Here is a 21,178-nt window from a genome sequence, read left to right on the forward strand (position 1 = left end):
TATAAAGAAATAGGAGATGGAACACCATCTCCTTTAATTGACAAATAATGATTTCAGCGCTGTTTGGAGCTGCAAATCATTTTTTTCATCGGATTTTTTCTTTTCTATCTGCTGATTTAATGACTCTGCAGTGCGCGTGTCGATTACGCCCGTTTTAACCAGCTTATTTTGTTCCTGAAAGGCCATAACCGCTTTTTTCATATCTTTGCTGAAATAGCCATCTTCACGTCCCGGATCAAAGCTGAGACCTTTTAATAAAACCTGAGCATGCTTGACATCCTCATTGTTCATATCCGCTTTAAGCGGCTCCTTCAGCTGCAAGGGGCCAGCGGAAAAATAATCAGGCTGCTTAATGGCAATGGTCGGCTCAATTCCTTTCTTATGAATCCAATTTCCCTTTGGCGTCAGCCACTTGTAAAGGGTTAATTTAATGTTGCTGCCGTCTCCCATCGGAACAGCCTGCTGAACCGTTCCCTTACCAAAAGACGTATCGCCTACAACATCATAATGGGCCGCTTCTTTTAATGCGCCGGCAAGAATTTCCGATGCGGAGGCGCTCCCTTTATCCGTGATCACATTGACAGGATACGCTTTTTTACGGGTCAATGTTGAAAAATAACGTTTTTTATCTCCATTACGTTCAGCAATCTGAATATACGGCTGATCCTTTGTGACGAAGTGTTTAAGAATTTCCTCTACACTTTGCAGATAACCGCCCGGGTTGCCGCGTACATCAATGACAAGCCCTTCAATTCCTTTTTTCTCAAGGTCGCCCAGCGCTTTTGCGAAGTCCTCCGCGGTATGCTCTGAAAAAGTAGAGATGGCGATATGGCCGACAGTATGCCCTTGCACTTTTTTCTCTGAAACAAAAACCGTTTCGAGCGGAATTTCAGCTCTCTTGATCCGGAATGACAGCTGCTTCTTCGTCCCCGGCCGCTGAATCTTCATTGAAACACTGGAGCCTTTCTTTCCTCTTATTTTTAGTACAGCTTGGTTTAAATCCTTACCGGCCATTGATTCTCCATTGATGCTGATAATTTCATCATTGGGCTTGAGTCCGGCTTTCTCCGCCGGCGATTGCTTAAATGGAGAAACAATAATAATTTTGCCGTCTTCCATACCAACTTCAGCTCCGATGCCTTCAAACGAGGAATCAAGAGAATCAGAAAATTGCTTAGCCGTCTGCTTGTCCATGTAGACAGAATAAGGATCATTTAGCGTTGACAGCATTCCTTGGATGGCTCCCTCGAGCAGCTTTTCTCTATCAACTTTTTCTACGTACTCATTCGAAATTAACTCATACGCTTTTTCGATTTTTTCCATGGCCTTATCCCGTTCAGAGTCAGCTTGTGCGGTCGCAGGAACAGCTGCAGTCTGGGGCTTATCCATCTCAAGCAGGTTCATTCCCGCATATACACCGGCGCCTCCGAAGAGCATGCTCCCCGCTGCTATCACAGCCATTATTTTTTGATTCATCCTATACTCCTCCTGTATGCCAGACTGTCTTTATCAAAACCTAGAGATAGTATATGTAAAGGATGGAGATTTCATGTAATCATAGAAGAAAAAGAAGGCAAAAGAAAAGCCGCCCCGGAAGCGGGACAGCTTTTTTTCTTTATACTCGCAGAAACTTGCGGATGGAAGTCAGACTTCCCCATACCCCAATCACTGCGCCGATTGCAACCAGCACTAACGAAACTTGGAATACAAATGGGTTATAAGGAAGAAGAGAGACAAATGATCCTTGAACTTTCGGAACGACCCATCCGATGACGTATTGATAAGTGCTCAGCACCAGTGCGATCGGAATCACTGAGCCGAATACACCAAGCAGCAATCCTTCAAGGAAAAACGGCCAGCGGATAAACCAGTTCGTCGCGCCGACAAGCTTCATGATTTCAATTTCTTTTCTTCTTGCGAAAATTGTAATTTTAATGGTATTGGAAATTAAGAACATCGCCGTAAATACCAAGCCGATAATTAAAGCGATTCCGATGTTGCGGGAAACGCCAACCACTTTAAACAAACGGCTGACCTCTTCTTTTCCGTAAGTGACTTTATAGACATGATCCATTTTTTCAATCTTTTTAGCCACGTTCGGCGTATCATGCGGATCTGTCGTTTTGATGACAAACGCATCATTAAGCGGGTTTTCCTGATCCTGCATTGTCAGGGATTCTCCGCTGTCACCAAAGCTGTCAACCAGCTGGTCAAGCTCTTTTTCTTTTGATGAAAAATTGACGCTCTGAATGCCCTTTAGTTCTTTAATATCGTTCTGCAGCTTGTCCTGCGCCTTCTGATCTGCAGTCAGATCAACCAAAACTTTGATTTCGACTTGTTTTTCAGCATTCGAAGCCATGTTATTCAAATTCAGCATAATCACTAAAAACACGCCGACTAAAATCAGCGTAACGGTTACAGCACTAATGGATGCAAACGTCATCCATGTGTTTCTCCCGAGAGATTTAAAACTCTCACGCAAGTGGCGCCCGAGAATTTTAATCATATGAACCATACTCCCCTCTTGACTCATCACGCACAATGATACCATCTTCGATTGCAATGACACGTTTCTTAATGGTGTTTACGATTTCTTTATTATGTGTCGCCATCACGACTGTTGTCCCGCGGTTATTAATTTCCTCGAGCGTCTTCATGACTTCCCAGGACGTATCCGGATCAAGGTTTCCTGTAGGTTCATCAGCAATGACAACATCAGGGTTGTTCACAATTGATCTGGCAATAGAAACACGCTGCTGCTCCCCGCCTGAAAGCTGGTCAGGAAATTGTCTCGCTTTATGTTTCAGCTGAACAAGATCAAGCACTTCAAGCACCCGTTTCTTAATGACAGACGGCTGTTCTCCAATTACTTCAAGGGCAAACGCCACATTTTCAAAAACAGTAAGTTTCGGCAGAAGCTTAAAATCTTGGAAGACAACACCTATTTTACGGCGCACGAAAGGAATCTCTTTTTCTTTAATGGTAGCAAGATCTTTATGATTAATTAAAATCTGTCCTTTTGTCGGTTTTTCTTCTCTGTATATCATTTTAATAAAAGTAGATTTACCCGCTCCGCTCGGACCGACAACATAAACAAACTCGCCCGGATGAATGGCAACAGACACACCATTGAGCGCTTTTACGCCATTCTGATAGGCTTTGTATACTTCCTTCATTTCTATCATGAAATCACCTAATCTTTTATATCATTTTATCTATCACACGGTCATACTCTTCGAATGCATTCGACAATTTATGACTCATTCATTTGTAAAAAGACGAAAAATCTGAAAGTTTCATTTTTCAACACACTTCATTATACGTCAAATTTAGACATAATACTATTACAGTTTCTTTTCATTCAAATTGTCATGGCATAAAAAAATCCTTGCCTGCACTGAGGCAAAGATTTTCTCAACTTACTTTTTTTCTGACAGCCATTTGGCAATAACAGCGGCTTCGTTATCATCTACAAGCCCTTTCGGCATATTGCCGCGTCCGTTTTTAATAATGCTTTCAATTTTGTCTTCGTCATATTTGCCTCCTACCTCTTGGAGATTAGGCCCTGACATACCTTCTAAATCCTTGCCGTGGCAGCCTACGCAACTTTGCTGATATAATTCTTCCCCTTCAGATGCAGAGGCTTCAGTCTTGCTGCCGGTGTCTGTCTTCTCTTCTTTTGCATCATTTGAACCGCAGGCAGCCAACAGAACAGAAAGCGCAAATACAAGCATTAGTATCGATAACTTTGATTTCATGTTGAGAAGCACAACTCCTTTACGATCTCTTCCATATTATAACCTCGTTTAAGCGCGTTTGAAACCCTCGCCCAGTACCTCACTTGCATCCGCCACAATCACAAAAGCTGACTCATCAATCTGTTTGACGATTTGTTTCAATTTGGTGAATTCAGTTTGCCCAACAACGCACATTAAAATCGGACGGTCATCGTCAGTATATCCGCCGACCGCGGAAATTCTCGTCACGCCTCTGTCAATCTTCTGTAAAACGGCTTCCTTGACCGCCTGCTCCTGCTTTGTAATAATGAGCGCCATTTTTGAACGATTAAAGCCGACTTGAACAACATCAATAGTTTTGCTGGATACAAAGACGCCAAGCATAGCATATAAGCCTTGCTCAATATTAAATACGATCATAGCCGTAACGACAATCAAGCCGTCAATGATGGCAAGGCACGTTCCCAATGACAGACCGGAGTACTTATGAATGATCTGCGCAGCCAAGGCCGTTCCTCCCGTCGACCCTTTCCCTAAATACACAATGCCAATTCCGACACCGATACCGACGCCGCCAAAAATCGCCGCTAAGAGCTCATGATGGGTGACCGGCTGAATATCTCTTGTCAAAAACACAACAAGCGGCAAAAAAACAGAACCCGCAAGTGTCTTAAGCCCAAATTTTCCGCCGAGTAAAATGATACCGGCAATAAATAAAGGAATATTAATAATCCACTGTACATAAGCTGCTTCAAAACCATATGACTGCAAAATCGTGCTGATTCCGCTGACACCGCCGGCAGCAATCTTGTTTGGAAGCAAAAATACATTAAAGGACACACCTGTAATCGCTGCTCCTATCAGTATGTATACATAATCACGTAAAACCCGAAGTGTTTGATTCCGATCCATTGTATATCCTCCGTTTCTTCCAATGCTCTCCGATAGCATTTTAATCCTTCCCTGACCAGATGTAAATAACACCAAAATACAGTGGTAATATGCTAAAGCATCAGTGGAATCAAGGATATGAAAGAATGAAAAAACACACCTGCGTACATCAGGTGTGTTTTTCTGCTTATGAAAGCTTAGAACGCAGGTAGGCATCAATAAATGTATCAATGTCTCCGTCCATTACCGCTTGAACGTTCCCCATTTCTGTATTGGTGCGATGGTCTTTTACCATAGAATACGGATGGAATACGTAAGAGCGGATTTGGCTGCCCCAGCCGATTTCTTTTTGTTCACCGCGAATTTCATCCAGCTCTGCCTGCTGTTCTTCAATTCTGCGCTGATACAGCTTGGCCTTCAGCATTTTCATGGCTCTTTCACGGTTTTTAATTTGTGAGCGCTCCGTTTGGCACGTCACAACCACATTCGTCGGCAAGTGAGTAATCCGAACGGCTGAATCGGTCGTATTGACGTGCTGTCCGCCCGCTCCGCTTGCGCGATACGTATCAACTTTAATATCCTCCGTACGAATATCAATATCGATCTCATCGTTAAATTCAGGCATGATTTCACATGAAACGAAAGACGTGTGGCGGCGGCCTGATGAATCAAACGGCGAAATCCGCACGAGACGATGGACACCTTTTTCTGCTTTGAGATAACCGTAAGCGTTGTGTCCTTTAATCAGTAATGTGACTGATTTAATTCCAGCCTCATCACCTGGAAGGTAATCGAGCGTTTCCACCTTAAAGCCGCGGCGCTCTCCCCATCTGGTATACATTCTAAGAAGCATAGAGCCCCAGTCCTGTGACTCTGTACCGCCAGCACCAGGGTGCAATTCTAAAATCGCGTTATTTTTATCATACGGCTCACTGAGAAGAAGCTGAAGCTCAAACTCATTGAACTCTTTTGTTAATGATTTTAGTTCTTTTTCAAGCTCAAGGTGGAGGTCTGGATCCGGCTCTTCTTTCAAAAGATCATGAGTCATTTGCAATTCCTCATGGGAGTCACTCAATTTTTTATATGAATTGACATAATCCTTTAAACCGTTTGCTTCATTTATGACTGTTTGGGCTTTCTGCTGATCATTCCAGAATTCCGGATCAGACATCTGTTCATCTAGCTCAGCAATGCGGTCCTCCTTTGATTCGAGGTCAAAGAGACCCCCTAAAGTCCGCTAAACGAGAAGCCATATTTTCGAGCTCTGCTCTAATTTCTGATAATTCCATTCCATTCACCTCATTAAAAGATCCGCAGGCGCCTGCTGGCGCCGCGGTCAGTAACCTTGCCCGTACGAACTATTCAGCCCGGCCGCAGCAATTTTTATATTTTTTCCCGCTTCCGCAGTGGCATGGGGCATTTCGGCCGATATCAACCACTTTGCGAACCGGTGCTTTTTTTGCTTTTTTGTTATCGTCGCCTTCTTGCTGCTGATGAGCCGTCGTCTGGCCCTGTACAACCTCTTCACGCTCCAGATTGTTTTCAATCTCAGCTTTCATCACAAATTTTGCAACCTCGTCCTCGATCGATTCAATCATATGCTCAAACATCGCAAAGCCTTCCATTTGATACTCACGAAGCGGATTTGTCTGCGCGTAAGCTCGAAGGTGAATCCCTTGGCGAAGCTGATCCATTGCGTCGATGTGATCCATCCATTTTGAATCAACGGCGCGAAGGACGATGACTTTTTCGAATTCACGCATTTGCTCTTCGCCGAATTTCTCTTCTTTTTCATTATATTTGGTCATGATGCGATCCATAATGAGCTCATGCATTTCATCCGGCTCTTTCCCGAAGATATCGCTCTTCTCAAGCTTGCCTTCATCAAGATAAGTCGTGTTGACAAGCTCAACAAGACCGTCAAGCTTCCACTCCTCAGGAAGCTCTTCTCTTGGCGTATAGGCTGCAATTGCACGTTCGAGAGAAGACTTGATCATATTCTCAACGATTTCACGCAGGTTTTCAGAGTCAATGACTTCAAAGCGTTGCTTATAAATGACCTCACGCTGCTGGCGGAGAACGTCATCGTATTGCAGAAGCTGTTTACGTGAATCGAAGTTATTGCCTTCGACGCGTTTTTGTGACGATTCAACCGCGCGGGATACCATTTTACTTTGAATTGGAGTAGAGTCGTCCATGCCGAAACGGTCAAGCATCGCCATTGTCCGCTCAGCTCCGAATCTGCGCATCAATTCATCTTCCATAGAAAGATAAAATTGGGTAATCCCCGGGTCTCCCTGACGTCCAGAACGCCCTCGCAGCTGATTGTCAATCCGGCGTGATTCATGTCGTTCCGTTCCGACAACAGCAAGGCCGCCAAGCTCTTTTACGCCTTCGCCAAGCTTAATGTCCGTTCCGCGCCCCGCCATGTTTGTCGCAATTGTAATTGCTCCTTTTTGGCCGGCCTCTTCAATAATCTGCGCTTCACGTTCATGGTTTTTGGCGTTTAACACTTGATGCGGGATTCCTTTGTTTTTGAGCAGCTTAGAAATCAGTTCAGACGTTTCAACCGCAACCGTACCGACAAGAACAGGCTGTCCCGTCATGTAACGCTGTGCGACATCCTCCGCAACCGCCTTAAACTTCCCTTCCATCGAACGGTAAATTAAATCCGGACGGTCGTCACGGACAACAGGCTTGTTAGTAGGGATCGTGACAACCTGCATGTTATAGATGTTGCGAAATTCTTCTTCCTCTGTCTTAGCCGTACCTGTCATACCGGCAAGTTTCTCATACATCCGGAAGTAGTTTTGGAACGTAATTGTCGCCAAGGTCATGCTTTCGTTCTGAATTTCAAGCCCTTCCTTCGCTTCAATCGCTTGGTGAAGGCCTTCGCTGTAGCGGCGGCCTTTCATCAGGCGCCCCGTAAACGAATCAACAATAACAACCTGATCGTCTTCCACAACGTAGTCAACGTCCTTCTGCATCGCAGCGTGTGCTTTTAGAGACTGGTTGATATGGTGGTTGAGGGCGACATGTTTCACATCAAACAGGTTATCAATGCCGAACGCTTTTTCCGCCTTCGTCATTCCTTCCTCAGTCAGCTGTACACCTTTTGTTTTGATATCATACGTATAATCCTTCTCTGCTTTTAACGTGCGGACAAAAGCATTTGCCTGTACGTACAGCTTAGTGGATTTTGCAGCTTGTCCAGAAATGATAAGCGGCGTTCTCGCTTCATCAATTAAAATAGAGTCAACTTCATCTATTACCGCAAAATGAAGCGGGCGCTGAACCATCTGCTCTTTATAAAGAACCATATTGTCACGCAAATAGTCGAAGCCAAGTTCGTTGTTTGTGGAGTAAGTAATGTCTGCGGCATAAGCTTCCCGCTTTTCGTCTTTTGACAATGAGTTTAAATTCAATCCGACGGTCAAACCGAGAAACTCGAAAATTTCCCCCATTTGCTCAGCATCACGGCTCGCCAAGTATTCGTTGACAGTCACGATGTGCACGCCTTTACCTGTTAACGCATTTAAATAAACAGGCAGAGTAGACGTTAACGTTTTCCCTTCCCCTGTTTTCATTTCCGCGATATTTCCGTCATGAAGCGCCACGCCCCCCATGAGCTGGACTTTGAACGGAAACATGCCGGTTACGCGGCGCGAAGCTTCCCGAACAACGGCGAATGCTTCAACAAGAAGATCATCGGTTGTCGCCCCTTTTTCAAGGCGCTCTTTAAATTCAATCGTTTTATGTTTCAGATCATCGTCAGAGAGATTTTCATAGTCTCCGCGAATCGCATCAATATCGTTAGCTACTTTTTCGTATCTATTCAGCGTACGTTTTGTTGGATCAAACATTTTATTTAAAATTCCAAGCATTTATAACGCTCCTCTATCTTCACATGCCTGATTTGCAGGCATGTATAAATAATTTACTAGCCCATGTATACCTCTCATTATCATATCATACCTTGTGTTATTTCCAAAGAATTTGCAAATAAGAAAAAACAAAAACCTTCCGTGTAGATCACGGAAGGCTGCGCTTCATTATTCAGTCGGTTCAATCAAGCCATATTTCCCATCATTTCTGCGGTATACGACATTTGTAAGGTTTGTTTCCGCATTGGTGAAAACAAAGAAATTATGGCCGAGCATATTCATTTGCAAGATCGCTTCTTCACTATCCATCGGCTTTAAATTAAAGCGTTTCTGACGGACAATGTCCAAGCTATCCTCATCTTCTATTTCATCCTGAACCGCAATATCTGTATCAGAGCCGAGACCATTCGCTAATAGATATTTCGGAGAGCCCTGCTCACGGAATTTGCGGTTTACTTTCGTTTTATGCTTACGGATTTGACGTTCCAGTTTGTTTGTTGCGAGATCAATTGCGTTGTACATATCCTCGTTATGCACCTCGGACCGAAGCGCCAGATCTGTCATCGGAATCGTAACCTCAACTTTAGACTCCTTGTCATTGTAAAATTTCAAGTTGACGTTCACATCGGCATTCACGTTATGGTCAAAATAACGCTCCAGCTTGCCGATCTTCTTCTCGACATGATCCTTCAACGCGGGTGTCACTTCAATATTTTCTCCTCTGATGTTATAGTTCATCAAAGAACGCCTCCCTTTTATTAAGGATATGTATCTATTTCTCCTTTACCCTTCACAATTCCTGCCGAAACGTAAACTTTTTGTGAAAATTCAGTGAACTTTGTCGAATTATGTTTTATATGCTGTTGTTATTGGCGGTTCGGAGGTATATGTATATGCCGATTGTAAGAAACAAATACCTCACCCTCGCCTAATTGATTACAAAGGGCTCCATACATTGATGAATGGACTGCATCCATTTTCTATAATGAATCAGAAAATGTTCTTTTAAATACTCGCAAAACTCTTGAGAGGGAAAAGAGAAAGAAACCAATTGGTCAAACTCCGCAAAAATTTCGTCAAATGCTTTAATACACAATTCAGCACACCCGGTATTCATAATAAAAAGAAGTGTTGAATGTGTTGAATCCAAATAAAAAAAGGCTTGGATCAGATCTTGGTAGATCCGATCCCCTTCTGTTTTTGATAAATTTTGTTCAGCCTCTATCAAATAACACAGCCCTTCCTCAATGGTAAAAAGAAGATGATAATAAGCTGATAAAAGCGTATAATCTTCAATGCTCTTCACGGCACTCACCTATTTACGCTTGTCATAATATCTGCCGTCAATCGTGATGTTGTTATAAGGGTTTAAATACGTCGTATGCATCGCGCGTTTTCTTTTTACCTGCTGAAGCTCGCCTGCAATTGACTGCTTCAGTCTTTCCATTTCCTTCACAATAAGCTGATCCCATGTCAGGACAAGCCTCATCTGCTTTTGTTCCTCTTCTGAAAGCGGCAGAGATATCTTCTGAATAAGTTCAGACCGTTTAGCCACAAAGTCTTCAATTTGCGCTAAAAGTTCATCGCTTTCCGGTGTATCTTGTATGTGTGACAGCATACTCTTCGTCTCAGTGTATAGTCGATCTATGTTATTCATGCCATCCCGCCTGATCCGTGCCGATCCTTCCGTTCAGTTTGAATGGCTTGTTTCCATGCATCGCGAAAATCTGTTACATAGCCTTCAACCTCAGCCAGCATGCTCGTATCACTTTTGATATTTGCCTGCACCAATCTTCGATACATATAGTCGTACATCGCACCCATGGAATTGGAAAGCTCAATGTTACGGTTCAGTGTAAAATTTAATTCCTGAATGATATTTTGCGCCTTAATCAAATTTTCATTTTTACGTTCCATATCATCATTCTCAATGGCCTGGGATGCAAGTCTTATAAATTTCAAACAGCCATTATACAGCATAAGCGTCAGTTCACCAGGTGTAGCGGTATTCACTGAATTTTGCTGATAAGCTGTATAAGGATTTTGGATCGCCATGTGTCATCCTCCAAATTACTTTTATTGTACAAGAAGCTGTGATAAATAGGACGATTGTTCGTTCATTTTTTGAATCGCAGACTCCATTGCACTGAATTTTTTATAGTAGCGGTTTTCAACTGTATTCAATCGGTCCTGCATTTTAGTGATATCAGTGTTGATCGTGTTTAAATTTTTACCGATTGAGTAGTTATCAGTTCCCATTGTCGAGTTGCCGGCTTTTGCTTCTATGCTTTTCACTGTGCTTTTCAGTGTATCACCGATGCGTTTCATAATCCCTTTTTCACTATAAGGGCTGCTGTTCGTTCCGTTTGTGAATAAAGCGGCAACACTTTGCGGATCTTCTTGTATTTTTGCTTTCAGTTTATCTTCATTAATCTCTAAATGTCCCCGTAATTGGTAAGCGCTTGAGGTTGTGATGCCAAATTCAGTTAACTGATGATTTTTCCCATCAACTGTTACTTGAGAGTAAAAATCAGTTCTCATTTGGTTCGTACCCGTGCTGATACTGGTATCATTTCTCAGCAAACCGCTTTTCGCCTTCTCTTCCCAGAGTTCTACCTCTTTATCGGACATTGCTTCTTTTTGTTCACTTGTCAGCGGCGTATAGTCTCTGTATTTTTCTTCCTGAAGCTTTTCATTCAGGCTGTCAACCAATTCATTGTATTTATCTACAAACTCTTTAATTTGGTTATAAATTCCGTCAACATCAGTAGAAACAGATGTGGTAACAGGGCCTGTAGTTGCTGTTGTATTTTTGAGCGAGTAGGTAACGCCATTCACGGTAAAGTTGTTTGACAGCTTCTCCATTTCAAAGCCATTAATTGTGACTTTTGCATTGGTTCCTTCTTTGTAAGCAGTAAGCTTATTGTCTGCGTCTAAAGAAAAACCAAGCTGGCCGGACACAAAGTCGGCAGTAGCAGAATCCGCTGCCTGAATGCTGCCTCCTGAGCCTGTTGCTTTAGAAGAAAACGCAATCGTTTCTACATACTCGGTACCGTTCCAAATTTTATCTTTAAACGCTGATACTCCGAGATCGGAGGTGTTAATTTTAGAAATCACATTATCAATCGTCTCAGCGCTCGTCACACTAATGTTGACGGTTTTTGCCGTTGTCTCGCCAGGCGCCACAACGTTAAACGCCAAATTATAGTCGCCTTGTGTGTATCCCGCATAATTATCGGCCTTATACGTTGCCGCCGTTGCCAAGCTTGCTACTTCAATCGTAGAAGAAGAGTTTGGCGCGGTTGAGCTTCCTGTAGCAGTTAACACAGACTCATTGGAGCTTGTCACTGTTTTGCTCTGATACGTACTTGGATATGTCAGCGTATTTTTAGACATATAATCTTGCAATTCTTTTATTTTTGAGTTTGCTTCACGATAGCTGTCACGCTGCCATTCGAGTGTCTGCTTTCTTTGCGTCAGCTTGTCAAGCGGCGCTCTTTCTGTCTGCATCAGTTTTGAGACGATATCATCTATATCCATTCCTGACGCCAAACCTGATATTCTCATAACCATTTCAAACCACTCCTCATCTACTTTTTTTCATCTACAAATAGCCCAAGAAATTCAGTCATAGCCGCATAAAAATCAAGCCACTGTTTCGGCGGAATTTCACGAATAACTTCATTTGTAGAGTCCTCTATTACCTTTACATAGTATTCATTTAACTTTTCATGGAGCTCAAACTTCAGGTGAACTTGCGAAGGTTCCAAACACTTGTTCATTTCCCCTACCATTTCAGCGAGATGGGTATATGAAACTTGCTGAACAGGAACCTCACCCTCATGATCTTTTTGATTATGTATTTGGGTATCATAACGATCCCAAACAGGTTGTAACGTAGTGAGCCTTTCAATGTTCAATTGATCATCCCCTATGCCCCAATCTAAAGTTTATATCGACTGAGTAGAGAGAAGATTACACATATTTTTTGGAAAAAAAATCATTCGTTTTATATTTCTTATTTAGATATACTTTCACCAAGTTAACGGAGAATCCGATTATTATATCATGAGTTAACGATATATAGCAGGGGAATCATTCGGAGTTAAACATATAAAAAAAGGACCCGGCAACGCCAAGGTCCTTTTTAAAATTAACGTAACAATTGAAGTACGTTTTGCGGCTGTTGGTTCGCTTGAGCAAGCATCGCTTGAGAAGCTTGAGAAAGAATGTTGTTCTTTGTGAACTCGCTCATCTCTTTCGCCATGTCAACGTCACGGATACGAGACTCAGCAGCAGTTAAGTTTTCAGAAGAAGCACCAAGGTTATTGATTGTGTGCTCTAGACGGTTTTGTACCGCACCAAGTTTACCACGCTCAGAAGATACTTTGTTAATGGCAGAATCAACTTTGTCTAAAAGTGCATCTGTGTTAGCTGCTGTAGCTGTTGTAACAACGTAATCTGCTTTTAACATATCAAGGCCTGTAGCAGCAGTACTCATATCACCAATGTTAACTGTTAGTTGTTGAGTTTTGTTGGCACCAATTTGGAAAGTGAATCCCGCTGTTTCAGTTCCATCAAGAAGTTTTTTACCGTTAAACGCTGTACGTTGAGAAATTCCATCTACCTCATCAAGAAGGTTGTTAATTTCATCTTGAATTGCTACAAGGTCTGTCGTTGCGTCTTGAGTACCAGTGTTACCCGCTTGAACAGTTAACTCACGAACACGTTGAAGGATTGAGTGAGTTTCAGTCAATGCACCCTCAGCTGTTTGGATAAGAGAGATTCCGTCTTGAGAGTTTTTAGAAGCCATTTCTAAACCTCTGATTTGCCCTCTCATTTTTTCAGAAATCGCAAGACCTGCTGCGTCATCTCCCGCACGGTTAATACGAAGACCTGAAGAAAGCTTTTCCATGTTCTTTTGGCTCGCACTGTTGTTTGAAGACAAACGGTTCAGTGTGTTAAGCGCTGCGATATTGTGGTTAATTCTCATTGTTTTGTTCCTCCCTGAATATGTTTTTGGCACGTCCTTGTGCCTCACTTTTTTTATAGCTGGAGGAGTCTTTACGCCTCCTCCCGGCTACATCATTAATATCGGATTGTCTCTGATTTTGTTAATAGAAAAACAAAAAAATCCTCACTTTTTTTGTGAGGATAATGCGGAGATCACATCGCTGGATAACGCTGCCGCACGGTTGTTTTCTTCCTGAATGATCAAGTATATTTCTTTTCGGTGAATATCAATATGCTTTGGGGCGTCAATTCCCAGTTTCACTTGATCACCTTCAACCGAAATGACTTTCACTTCAATATCAGCACCTATTTGAATCGCTTCGTTTATTTTCCGCGATAAAACTAGCATGATTCTCCTCCAATCGGATGCTTTGTCGTATATGAGGAGTCGTGTAAAACGACTTGCTTTGCCTTCATGTTCTTGCGATTCACAATAATGGGAGCCAATAAATTGGCAGTCGATTTTTCGAACGGCTCCGCCATGGTCAATATGGTCATGACTTCCACATCTTCAATATTATCGATATCCAAAAGTTCAGCTGTTGATTCATCAAGGTCAAATTCATAATTCTTAAAAAAGATGAACGGACTGACAACAATGAACGCAAGATTTTCTGTAGTGACGGACTGCAGCGCCACGAATGGAGAATCCTCTGAAAGCGGAAGAATGACGAACTGTTTTTCTTCTAAAAAGCCTGGAATCCCGTTATCAAAAAGAATAATTTGTTCTTCTTTTACGTTCATTTGGCCATGGTACTTCGTATGAATGATCATTGTTCACGATCCTTTTCTGTTTACTTTTCGGATGATTCTTTCGGGTATTCTACATCTATTTTTAAATCAGGATATTGCAGCATGTCAACCTTAACGTTCCCCGGCGTATATTGAACAATTGGCTTATTCGGTTCAGCCTGAATGACAGGCTTTTGCGGCGTAATCTGAATATCAAGCTCTGACGGGGTGTATTGTATTTTCACTCTTGAAAGAGACGGAGCATAATGTTCACCTAATTGAATTTGTTGCATTTCAGAGTTCCTCTTTGCTTGTGAAGCAATTGGATTCCCTTTATTTTCAATCCTCATAAGCTCGTCTCCTTCTTCTACAGTTCGGGCTATCCCCTCCATTACATCCTCATGCCCTTGTTGGGCGGCTTCTTCAATTCTCTTGAAAACATGTTTTCTGTCTAATTCTTCCCATGCTTGCGTTTGGTCAATCGTGAGTTTTCCGTTAATTACCGATATTTCCATTTCCGCGCTTGGCTGTTCAATTTCGAGATCGGCTTGCGGCTGCTCCATTTTTAGGGTGGCGGGCGTCGTCGTTAAACCGATTTTCCCTTGAACACTGTGCATAGTCAATCTGGGAATTTGCATCACTCTACCTCCTAAACTATAAAAAAAGCGAACTCCTGAGAGCCGCTTACTTTAAAAAGTCAATCAATGTAGGCTGAACAATTTGCGCATTTACAGCAAGAGTAGCCCTATGCACGCTTTGCTGCGCAATAAATTCTGTTATTACTTTTTCCAGTTCTACATCTTCATTGTCAGACAACACTTTTGTAGATGTTTCTTCTTGAGCTGAAAGCCTAGTATTAATCAGTTCAAGACGATTATATCTTGCACCGAGATCAGAACGTTCAGCGCTCATGCCGTTAGAAAATTGATCAATATCCTCTAAAAGATTGTCCATGCCATCGAGTGAGTCGGAACTAAGTGCTTGCTCAAATGAGTCAAGCATTTCAAATACATTTTGTCCGCTTTCAGACGTACCCCCAAAGGCTGACTTTGGATCTGAATTCACTTTTAAGTTCATATTATTTGATATATTGACCACAACATCAGCAGTATCGGAAATGGTATAAGTTCCGTCTCCGTTATCAGTAACCGGAGGCGTGTCTGAATTCGTTCCATTAAAGATATATCTGCCGTTCACTTGTGTATTCGCAATTTTTAAAAGCTGATCCTTTAACTGCTTTACTTCTACGCCAATCGCTTGCCGCTCATCTTCACCATTTGTATCATTTTCAGCCTTAATAGCTAAATCTTTGACTTTCGCTAAAATGTCAATTCCTTCAGTAATGTTTGTTTCTGTATTTTCAAGCCAGGTAAAAGCTTGAGAAGCATTACTTTGATATTGCTGAACCTGAGATAATTGCGTATGGTATTTTAAGCTTTTCATAGCTACGACAGGATCGTCGGACGCCTTTGAGATTTTTTTCCCTGAAGAAATCTGTGATTGAAGATTATCCAGCTTCGAGTAGCTTGAACCGATATATCTCAATGAGTTTTGCTGAATCATGCCTTGTGTTACTCTCATTTGATCTACCTACCTTCCTCCGACACCCATGCCATTGATCACTTTATCGAGTATTTCGTCTTGTAAAGTCACCATTCTCGCAGCAGCATTGTATGCGTGTTGGAATTGAATCATATTCGTCATTTCTTCGTCTAAAGAAACTGCGCTCATTTGCTGACGGTTGATGTCGGCGTCATTAAGCTGTGTTTCAGTATTAGACGCGAGCCGATTCGCTTCTTGTGCATTAATTCCAAGCTCGCCAATCAGTCCTGCATAGTAATCTAGCACACTTGTATTTTTTCCATTAATGGTGATATCGCCGGTTAAAACATTCGCTAGCTTTGTTGCATTTGCATTATCATTGGCTGCGCCAGTCAGTGAGAAAGCAATGTTCGCGCCTTTTGAATCTAAGATGCTGTCAGCAATTTTAATCTTGCCTGCTGCTCCTTTTGCCGGCTCCGTTTCACCGCCGGTAAAATCAAAAAAGTCCCCGCCTTGCTCGCCGCTTTTGGTCAAACCATTTCTATGCACTTCATTGAAAGCTTTTGCGAATTCAAGCACCATATCATCAAGGTCAGAAAGCATATCAGGGTATGCGCCCTTTTCTTCGCCGCCTGCTGTTACATATCCGTAAGACTCTATAAATCCTAAAAGGGATCCCTTACTGCTGAATGACTCAGCCTGTACAGCAGCGCCTCCGATTGAAATACTTGATACTAAACCCGTTTCATTATCATAATTGGCTGCAAGTTCTGAAACCTCATAATTTTTACCGTCCAAAACAGTTCCCAGCGACTGTTTATTTTTATCGAGGATATCAATTGATACAGTTCCTTCAGCAGAAGCAAGTGCATTCCCGCCTGATTTGTTATAGCTGAGTTTGATATCAACCATTGAGGATAATTTATCGATCAGCAAATCCCGCTGGTCATATAAACCATTCGGAAGAAGCCCGACCGGCTCTACTTGCGCAATTTGCTTATTTAAACTGTTTAATTGAGAAAGCAGAGAATTGACATCTAATACAGTAGTATCTAGCTCCGCTTTTAAGTTTGATTGAACATTTGTTAGTGATTCAGAAAGATAATTAAACGTTTCTGCTAAAGCTTTTCCTTTTTCAGCAACAACAGAACGCGCGCTGTCTTCGTTTGTATTGTTTGATAACTCCTGAAGGGAATTCCAAAACGAATTGAGCACACTGTTTAAGCCGCTTTCATCCGTCTCATTTAAGATGCCTTCCATTTGGGACAAAGCTTTGGCTTTGGTGTCGTAGTAACCCGCACTGTTGTTTTGAAGACGGTATTGGTAGTCAAGAAAGATATCTCTTATTCTCTCAACTGACTTGCCTTGAACACCCGTTCCCATTTGTCCCGCGGTTTTTTCTGCGTTTTTTGATACAGCAGGAAAATAGTCAGTTGCTTCCAATGAGACCCGCTGTCTTGTATAACCGTCTGTATTGGCATTTGCCACGTTATTTGCGGTAGTGCTTAACGCTGCCTGCTGAGCGCTTAACGCCCGCCTTGCAGTTTCAAGCCCCATAAAGGTAGATGTCATATTCTGAATTCCTTTCTGCTAAGCTTTTGAATCAAATAGTTTCATTCGGCTGCTCTTCGGGAGCTCAGCTTTAATTGATTTGCTGTAATTGAAGTTATTTTCCTTAGGAACCAGCATATCGTACGAAATTGAAATGAATTGCAGCGCGTCTCTCGTCAGCTGCCTATTCATCTCATTCACTTCCTTCAGACGTCCGATAGCGTTAGAAAGAGACTCATATAGTTGTTCCAGCGCTTCCTTTTCACTGCCTGAAGTTTTGGCGATACATGCGGAAATGGTGTTGTTTTCACTGTATCCGAGAAAGGCGGAAGTTGCTTTGATCCGGTCATCTTCTGTCTGTCCGATTGCTTGTATATATTTTTGCTCTTTTGTCAAAATGTTAGAAAGCTCTTTTGTTTTGCCGGCCTTGAGCGCTTCCGTCTTTTCCTGAGACAGCGTGAGCAGGTGCTCATGCAGAACGCAAAGTCGCTTCAATTGGTCAATAATTGGCTTTGCTGACATGGGCTTTCTCCTTTTTATTGCTTTTTATAAAAATTAACAATATTTTTCGCTATATGATTTGCGTCCACTTTGTATGACCCGTTTTCAATTTGCGCTTTAAGCTGCGCAATTTTTTCCTGGCGTGAACCAGTGACTGCATCAGATGCATTTTGCATTTCTTTAGCCTGTGATGAAATTTCAATTTTATCTTTAGGCTGTGCAGCAGTTTTTTGCACCGCTTGCTTTTCATAATTTTTTTGGTATGGATTAACGGATTGTGTTCCAAATTGATTGATTTTCATAGGATTCCTCTCGCTTTCCGTTGCAGTCTTTAAACAATCTAACCCTTTTATCGACTGCGGTTTCAGTTAGTTTAGGGAATCAGCTGTTTTTGGTATTATAGGCATAGTACGTGTCTTTTTTACTATTTTCCCTCTCGGTTTTCAAGGTATCCTCATGGTCCAAATGATCCATTTGAGCCTTTATATCTGACTGACAAGCCTTGCAGAATTTGCCTTCCCGAATCGATGTCCCGCACCTCTCACATGGGTATGCCAAATTAGGAAGATGAGTGATTTGAATCCGTTTCTGACTGATGAATTTTAATATCAGCTCTTCTTCTACACCTGTTTCCTCTGTTATGTGGTTCAAAGTTGATTGCCGGTTTTCCTGTTTCCTTAAAAACTTATATACAATCTCAAATGATTTTTCTTCTTCCTTAATACACGCCTGACATATGGTTTGCAGCTTTGTTTTTAAAAATAAAGCATTGCATTTCGGACAATTAGCCAGTTCTCCCATCTTTTTTCTCCTTCTCGATAATATATCTGTTAATTTCTAGTGATTATATCGGCATAAAAACAGAATCATTTAGCTTCTGATCAAGGTAAAAGATGCCACTGAACCGGCTTTTCCTTTCTCTAATAAACAGCGGGCTGCAAAATGCAAGGTAGCGCCTGTTGTATAAAGATCGTCTATTAAAATGATATTCATACCTTCAACTGAGTTATTTTTTGTATCAAAAATACGCTCTGAAAGAAGGCGTTCTTTTTTCTTTTTCTTAGACTGTTTCTCATTATTCAAGCGAACGAGGGCATGGCGGATAGGCTGGTCTAAGCATTCTGCGAGGAGCTGTGCCTGGTTAAATCCACGCTCTTTTTCCCGTTCCTTGCTCAGCGGAATAGGAACGAGAACAACATGCTTATCGGGGTAAACCTCTGAGAAAGTTGAAGAGAAATCACTTTTAAACGCATTTATGATTTCTGCATCTCCTCTAAATTTAAAACGGGAGAGTGTTTCTTTCATCATTTCATTATATGTGTAAACTGAACGGTTTTGGCGCAGCAGCAAGCTGTCACTGACCCTTGATTTCCACGCCTCGCAATCCCTGCATAGCGCATGAATGGATTGAGGCCTGCCGCACAGCGAGCAGATATGTCCTGTGATTTTCTTTAATTTGCTTCTGCAGGAATGACAGACCTTTTCGTCAGTCTTTAATAAAAAAAGAGCTTTCCATGTAACAGCTTGAGAAAATTGCGAATCGCATAATAGACAGATCAGTTTATGAATTCCTCCTCCTGCTTCGTTTGGCATAAATCGTTTGGACTTTCTGATACCACAGCAGCAGATTCAGCCAAAATCACAAGCATAGCCGTGTTTTTTTGTTTATCTACCAGCTCAGCTTTCGTATATGCGATCTTTTTAAGATCAGTGACATAGGATGGTCTTACTTTATTTAAAGAAAGTGCCAACACATCGTTTTTGCATACTTGGCAAGTACAGGTCATATGAAGCTGGTCCATATATCGGTCGAGCAGTTCTTTCATTACGATTTCTTTGGAATTGACAAGCATTTTTACAGCTCCTCATCATCGGTTATATGAGTATACTGTACCATGTTTTCAAATAATAACTAGTCTGTTCTTTCATTTTTTGCCGCCAATGCATTCATTTCTTTTATATGCTTTTTTGCATCCAGCATGCTCTTTGTTTTTCCGTAGTGAAAGAAAATAACATCGCCGTTCGCGTGTTCTTTATGCCGGCCGGTTCTTCCTGCGATTTGCACAAGTGCGCTTTCCGTAAAGATAGGCGATTCGGCCCCTAATATCCCTGTTTGTACCTTGGGGACAGTGACACCTCTCTCTAATATTGTTGTTGTGATTAAAAGATCAAACTGACCGTCTCTAAATTGCTTTACTTTTTCTTTTCTGTCCTTATCTTCCGCATGAACAGACGCTGTTCGGCAATGAACATCTTTAAAGCAGGCAGCTGCCTTTTCCAAAACAGAAACGGAGGGAACAAATAAAAACACAGACCTCCCTTCTTTCACATGAAACGCTATCCATCTTTTTACCGCTGGCGGAATTTTGTTTTGGTTTAATTTCTTTTTCCAGTTTCCGCACCATAGAAAGCGCGGTTCTGGCAAAGGTTTCTGGTGGTGTCTTGCTGGAATGCGAACTGAATGCAGCTGTCCGTTCAGTGTTTTTCTTTTTAATTCTTTAGAGGGTGTTGCACTTAAATAAACAAGGGTGCTGTTTTTCTTTTTAGCTTTTTGAACAGCGAATTGAAGAGTTTGATCAGCGGAATACGGAAAAGCATCAACTTCATCAACGATGATAACATCGAACGCGTCTTTATATCGCAAAAGCTGATGTGTGGTGGAAATCATAAGCGGAGATAAACACCCTTTGTCCTCGCCGCCTCCGTAAAGTGCCGCAATGTCAGCGCCCTGAAAGGCGGCCTTGAGTCTCGGAGCAAGCTCTAATACAACATCGGTGCGGGGTGTTGCAATACATACTCGCAATCCTTCGTTTAACGCTGATTCTATACCGGGAAATAACATCTCTGTTTTGCCAGCGCCGCAAACCGCCCAGATGAGAAGCTCTTCTTTTTTTGATATTGCTTCAATTAAGACATTGGCAGCTTTTTGCTGTCCGCTTGAGAGCTTGCCATTCCAAGTCAGCTTGATAGGCTTCCAACGGGATTCATCTTCCTCTTTCCATGAATATAAAAGCACATCCTCGCTCACTCTGCCCATCATGACACAGGAACGGCAATACAGCTGCTTCTTTCTAGATAAGTAATAAAAAGAAAAATACCGCTGATCATTTTGGCCGCACCTATTACACCTATACTCCCGTTTATTTTTGGATATAGAGTATTGAGCGCAGATATAGCCGTTCTTGATATGCCATTCAATCATCTCATCGGAAAAGGGGAGTTCAGTTCTGAGCAAATGACGGCCTTGGAGCGTCTGCTGTAATTCTTTTGAGAAAGTAATGTTCTTTTCATCTGGCTCAACCAGCATAGCACCGCCTCCTTTCGAGA

General features: G+C 42.1%; 25 protein-coding genes. All 25 read right to left on the reverse strand.

Annotation, left to right across the window (positions count from 1 at the left end; translation table 11 throughout):
- Positions 1-33: 33 nt before the first annotated feature.
- The 25 genes from ctpB to comFA all read right to left on the reverse strand — a co-directional run bounded on the left by ctpB (position 34) and on the right by comFA (position 21,155).
- A complete protein-coding gene (gene ctpB, locus ABZM97_RS18270) occupies positions 34-1,476 on the reverse strand; it encodes a carboxy-terminal processing protease CtpB (protein WP_087991539.1) in 1,443 nt (480 codons plus the stop codon).
- 139 nt (positions 1,477-1,615) lie between these two features.
- Positions 1,616-2,506: a permease-like cell division protein FtsX gene (gene ftsX / locus ABZM97_RS18275; protein WP_087991579.1), complete on the reverse strand. Its 891-nt coding sequence runs from the start codon at positions 2,504-2,506 to the stop codon at positions 1,616-1,618.
- Positions 2,499-3,185, reverse strand: coding sequence for a cell division ATP-binding protein FtsE (gene ftsE, locus ABZM97_RS18280; RefSeq protein ID WP_087991540.1), 687 nt, complete (start codon positions 3,183-3,185; stop codon positions 2,499-2,501). The genes ftsX and ftsE overlap by 8 nt, the downstream gene beginning before the upstream one ends.
- A gap of 234 nt (positions 3,186-3,419) precedes the next feature.
- Complete coding sequence (gene cccB, locus ABZM97_RS18285) at positions 3,420-3,758, reverse strand: cytochrome c551 (protein ID WP_087991541.1); 339 nt, start codon at positions 3,756-3,758, stop codon at positions 3,420-3,422.
- Positions 3,759-3,806: 48 nt separating this feature from the next.
- Positions 3,807-4,649, reverse strand: a complete 843-nt coding sequence (locus tag ABZM97_RS18290; RefSeq protein WP_289348376.1) for a YitT family protein — start codon at positions 4,647-4,649, stop codon at positions 3,807-3,809.
- 166 nt (positions 4,650-4,815) lie between these two features.
- A protein-coding gene (gene prfB, locus ABZM97_RS18295) for a peptide chain release factor 2 (RefSeq protein ID WP_141113398.1) occupies positions 4,816-5,917 on the reverse strand; the annotation gives its coding sequence in 2 pieces (ribosomal slippage) (positions 4,816-5,844 and positions 5,846-5,917; 1,101 coding nt in all).
- A gap of 69 nt (positions 5,918-5,986) precedes the next feature.
- Positions 5,987-8,512: a preprotein translocase subunit SecA gene (gene secA, locus ABZM97_RS18300; RefSeq protein ID WP_087991543.1), complete on the reverse strand. Its 2,526-nt coding sequence runs from the start codon at positions 8,510-8,512 to the stop codon at positions 5,987-5,989.
- A gap of 168 nt (positions 8,513-8,680) precedes the next feature.
- Positions 8,681-9,250: a ribosome hibernation promotion factor gene (gene hpf, locus ABZM97_RS18305; protein WP_087991544.1), complete on the reverse strand. Its 570-nt coding sequence runs from the start codon at positions 9,248-9,250 to the stop codon at positions 8,681-8,683.
- A 190-nt stretch (positions 9,251-9,440) separates the two neighbouring features.
- Positions 9,441-9,818 (reverse strand): hypothetical protein, encoded by a 378-nt coding sequence (locus tag ABZM97_RS18310; RefSeq protein ID WP_087991545.1) that lies wholly within the window; start codon positions 9,816-9,818, stop codon positions 9,441-9,443.
- A gap of 9 nt (positions 9,819-9,827) precedes the next feature.
- Entirely contained in the window at positions 9,828-10,169 is a 342-nt protein-coding gene (locus ABZM97_RS18315) for a flagellar protein FliT (protein WP_087991546.1), read from the reverse strand.
- Positions 10,166-10,567: a flagellar export chaperone FliS gene (gene fliS, locus ABZM97_RS18320; protein ID WP_087991547.1), complete on the reverse strand. Its 402-nt coding sequence runs from the start codon at positions 10,565-10,567 to the stop codon at positions 10,166-10,168. Before fliS ends, ABZM97_RS18315 begins: the two co-directional genes overlap by 4 nt.
- A 21-nt stretch (positions 10,568-10,588) precedes the next feature.
- Positions 10,589-12,085, reverse strand: coding sequence for a flagellar hook-associated protein 2 (locus tag ABZM97_RS18325; protein ID WP_367387052.1), 1,497 nt, complete (start codon positions 12,083-12,085; stop codon positions 10,589-10,591).
- A 17-nt stretch (positions 12,086-12,102) separates the two neighbouring features.
- A complete protein-coding gene (gene flaG / locus ABZM97_RS18330; RefSeq protein WP_367387053.1) occupies positions 12,103-12,432 on the reverse strand; it encodes a flagellar protein FlaG in 330 nt (109 codons plus the stop codon).
- 233 nt (positions 12,433-12,665) lie between these two features.
- On the reverse strand, positions 12,666-13,505 hold the full coding sequence (gene hag / locus ABZM97_RS18335; RefSeq protein ID WP_087991550.1) for a flagellin Hag: 840 nt from the start codon (positions 13,503-13,505) through the stop codon (positions 12,666-12,668).
- Between the two features lie 144 nt (positions 13,506-13,649).
- A complete protein-coding gene (gene csrA / locus ABZM97_RS18340) occupies positions 13,650-13,874 on the reverse strand; it encodes a carbon storage regulator CsrA (RefSeq protein ID WP_202327959.1) in 225 nt (74 codons plus the stop codon).
- Positions 13,868-14,299, reverse strand: a complete 432-nt coding sequence (gene fliW / locus ABZM97_RS18345; protein WP_087991552.1) for a flagellar assembly protein FliW — start codon at positions 14,297-14,299, stop codon at positions 13,868-13,870. Before fliW ends, csrA begins: the two co-directional genes overlap by 7 nt.
- A gap of 20 nt (positions 14,300-14,319) precedes the next feature.
- Positions 14,320-14,895, reverse strand: coding sequence for a DUF6470 family protein (locus tag ABZM97_RS18350; protein ID WP_202327958.1), 576 nt, complete (start codon positions 14,893-14,895; stop codon positions 14,320-14,322).
- Between the two features lie 46 nt (positions 14,896-14,941).
- Positions 14,942-15,838: a flagellar hook-associated protein FlgL gene (gene flgL / locus ABZM97_RS18355; protein ID WP_087991554.1), complete on the reverse strand. Its 897-nt coding sequence runs from the start codon at positions 15,836-15,838 to the stop codon at positions 14,942-14,944.
- A gap of 9 nt (positions 15,839-15,847) precedes the next feature.
- Positions 15,848-17,371 carry a flagellar hook-associated protein FlgK gene (gene flgK, locus ABZM97_RS18360; protein WP_087991555.1) on the reverse strand — a complete coding sequence of 508 codons (1,524 nt, stop codon included), beginning with the start codon at positions 17,369-17,371 and terminating at the stop codon, positions 15,848-15,850.
- A gap of 18 nt (positions 17,372-17,389) precedes the next feature.
- The gene (gene flgN / locus ABZM97_RS18365; protein WP_087991556.1) at positions 17,390-17,872 is read right to left on the reverse strand and encodes a flagellar protein FlgN; all 483 of its coding nucleotides are present in this window, start codon (positions 17,870-17,872) and stop codon (positions 17,390-17,392) included.
- A gap of 14 nt (positions 17,873-17,886) precedes the next feature.
- Positions 17,887-18,153: a flagellar biosynthesis anti-sigma factor FlgM gene (flgM, locus tag ABZM97_RS18370; RefSeq protein ID WP_087991557.1), complete on the reverse strand. Its 267-nt coding sequence runs from the start codon at positions 18,151-18,153 to the stop codon at positions 17,887-17,889.
- Positions 18,154-18,232: 79 nt separating this feature from the next.
- On the reverse strand, positions 18,233-18,652 hold the full coding sequence (locus tag ABZM97_RS18375) for a TIGR03826 family flagellar region protein (protein WP_148962628.1): 420 nt from the start codon (positions 18,650-18,652) through the stop codon (positions 18,233-18,235).
- A gap of 69 nt (positions 18,653-18,721) precedes the next feature.
- Positions 18,722-19,444: a double zinc ribbon domain-containing protein gene (locus ABZM97_RS18380; RefSeq protein WP_202327956.1), complete on the reverse strand. Its 723-nt coding sequence runs from the start codon at positions 19,442-19,444 to the stop codon at positions 18,722-18,724.
- Positions 19,408-19,704, reverse strand: coding sequence for a late competence development ComFB family protein (locus ABZM97_RS18385; RefSeq protein WP_087991559.1), 297 nt, complete (start codon positions 19,702-19,704; stop codon positions 19,408-19,410). The genes ABZM97_RS18380 and ABZM97_RS18385 overlap by 37 nt, the downstream gene beginning before the upstream one ends.
- Before the next feature lie 59 nt (positions 19,705-19,763).
- Positions 19,764-21,155: an ATP-dependent helicase ComFA gene (gene comFA / locus ABZM97_RS18390; protein WP_367387505.1), complete on the reverse strand. Its 1,392-nt coding sequence runs from the start codon at positions 21,153-21,155 to the stop codon at positions 19,764-19,766.
- Positions 21,156-21,178: the final 23 nt, after the last annotated feature.

Source organism: Bacillus vallismortis (assembly GCF_040784915.1).
Classification (GTDB): Bacteria; Bacillota; Bacilli; order Bacillales; family Bacillaceae; genus Bacillus; species Bacillus subtilis_G.

Bases quoted from the DNA above. Each gene is read 5' to 3' on its own strand.
- ctpB (WP_087991539.1), bottom strand. From the start codon at position 1,476: ATGAATCAAAAAATAATGGCTGTGATAGCAGCGGGGAGCATGCTCTTC.
- hpf (WP_087991544.1), bottom strand. From the start codon at position 9,250: ATGAACTATAACATCAGAGGAGAAAATATTGAAGTGACACCCGCGTTG.
- cccB (WP_087991541.1), bottom strand. From the start codon at position 3,758: ATGAAATCAAAGTTATCGATACTAATGCTTGTATTTGCGCTTTCTGTT.
- ABZM97_RS18375 (WP_148962628.1), bottom strand. From the start codon at position 18,652: ATGGGAGAACTGGCTAATTGTCCGAAATGCAATGCTTTATTTTTAAAA.
- flgM (WP_087991557.1), bottom strand. From the start codon at position 18,153: ATGAAAATCAATCAATTTGGAACACAATCCGTTAATCCATACCAAAAA.
- ABZM97_RS18325 (WP_367387052.1), bottom strand. From the start codon at position 12,085: ATGGTTATGAGAATATCAGGTTTGGCGTCAGGAATGGATATAGATGAT.
- flgL (WP_087991554.1), bottom strand. From the start codon at position 15,838: ATGAGAGTAACACAAGGCATGATTCAGCAAAACTCATTGAGATATATC.
- ftsE (WP_087991540.1), bottom strand. From the start codon at position 3,185: ATGATAGAAATGAAGGAAGTATACAAAGCCTATCAGAATGGCGTAAAA.
- ftsX (WP_087991579.1), bottom strand. From the start codon at position 2,506: ATGATTAAAATTCTCGGGCGCCACTTGCGTGAGAGTTTTAAATCTCTC.
- ABZM97_RS18290 (WP_289348376.1), bottom strand. From the start codon at position 4,649: ATGGATCGGAATCAAACACTTCGGGTTTTACGTGATTATGTATACATA.
- csrA (WP_202327959.1), bottom strand. From the start codon at position 13,874: ATGCTAGTTTTATCGCGGAAAATAAACGAAGCGATTCAAATAGGTGCT.
- flgN (WP_087991556.1), bottom strand. From the start codon at position 17,872: ATGTCAGCAAAGCCAATTATTGACCAATTGAAGCGACTTTGCGTTCTG.
- ABZM97_RS18315 (WP_087991546.1), bottom strand. From the start codon at position 10,169: ATGAATAACATAGATCGACTATACACTGAGACGAAGAGTATGCTGTCA.
- flgK (WP_087991555.1), bottom strand. From the start codon at position 17,371: ATGACATCTACCTTTATGGGGCTTGAAACTGCAAGGCGGGCGTTAAGC.
- ABZM97_RS18385 (WP_087991559.1), bottom strand. From the start codon at position 19,704: ATGCTTGTCAATTCCAAAGAAATCGTAATGAAAGAACTGCTCGACCGA.
- ABZM97_RS18350 (WP_202327958.1), bottom strand. From the start codon at position 14,895: ATGCAAATTCCCAGATTGACTATGCACAGTGTTCAAGGGAAAATCGGT.
- secA (WP_087991543.1), bottom strand. From the start codon at position 8,512: ATGCTTGGAATTTTAAATAAAATGTTTGATCCAACAAAACGTACGCTG.
- hag (WP_087991550.1), bottom strand. From the start codon at position 13,505: ATGAGAATTAACCACAATATCGCAGCGCTTAACACACTGAACCGTTTG.
- fliW (WP_087991552.1), bottom strand. From the start codon at position 14,299: ATGATCATTCATACGAAGTACCATGGCCAAATGAACGTAAAAGAAGAA.
- fliS (WP_087991547.1), bottom strand. From the start codon at position 10,567: ATGGCGATCCAAAATCCTTATACAGCTTATCAGCAAAATTCAGTGAAT.
- ABZM97_RS18380 (WP_202327956.1), bottom strand. From the start codon at position 19,444: ATGCCAAACGAAGCAGGAGGAGGAATTCATAAACTGATCTGTCTATTA.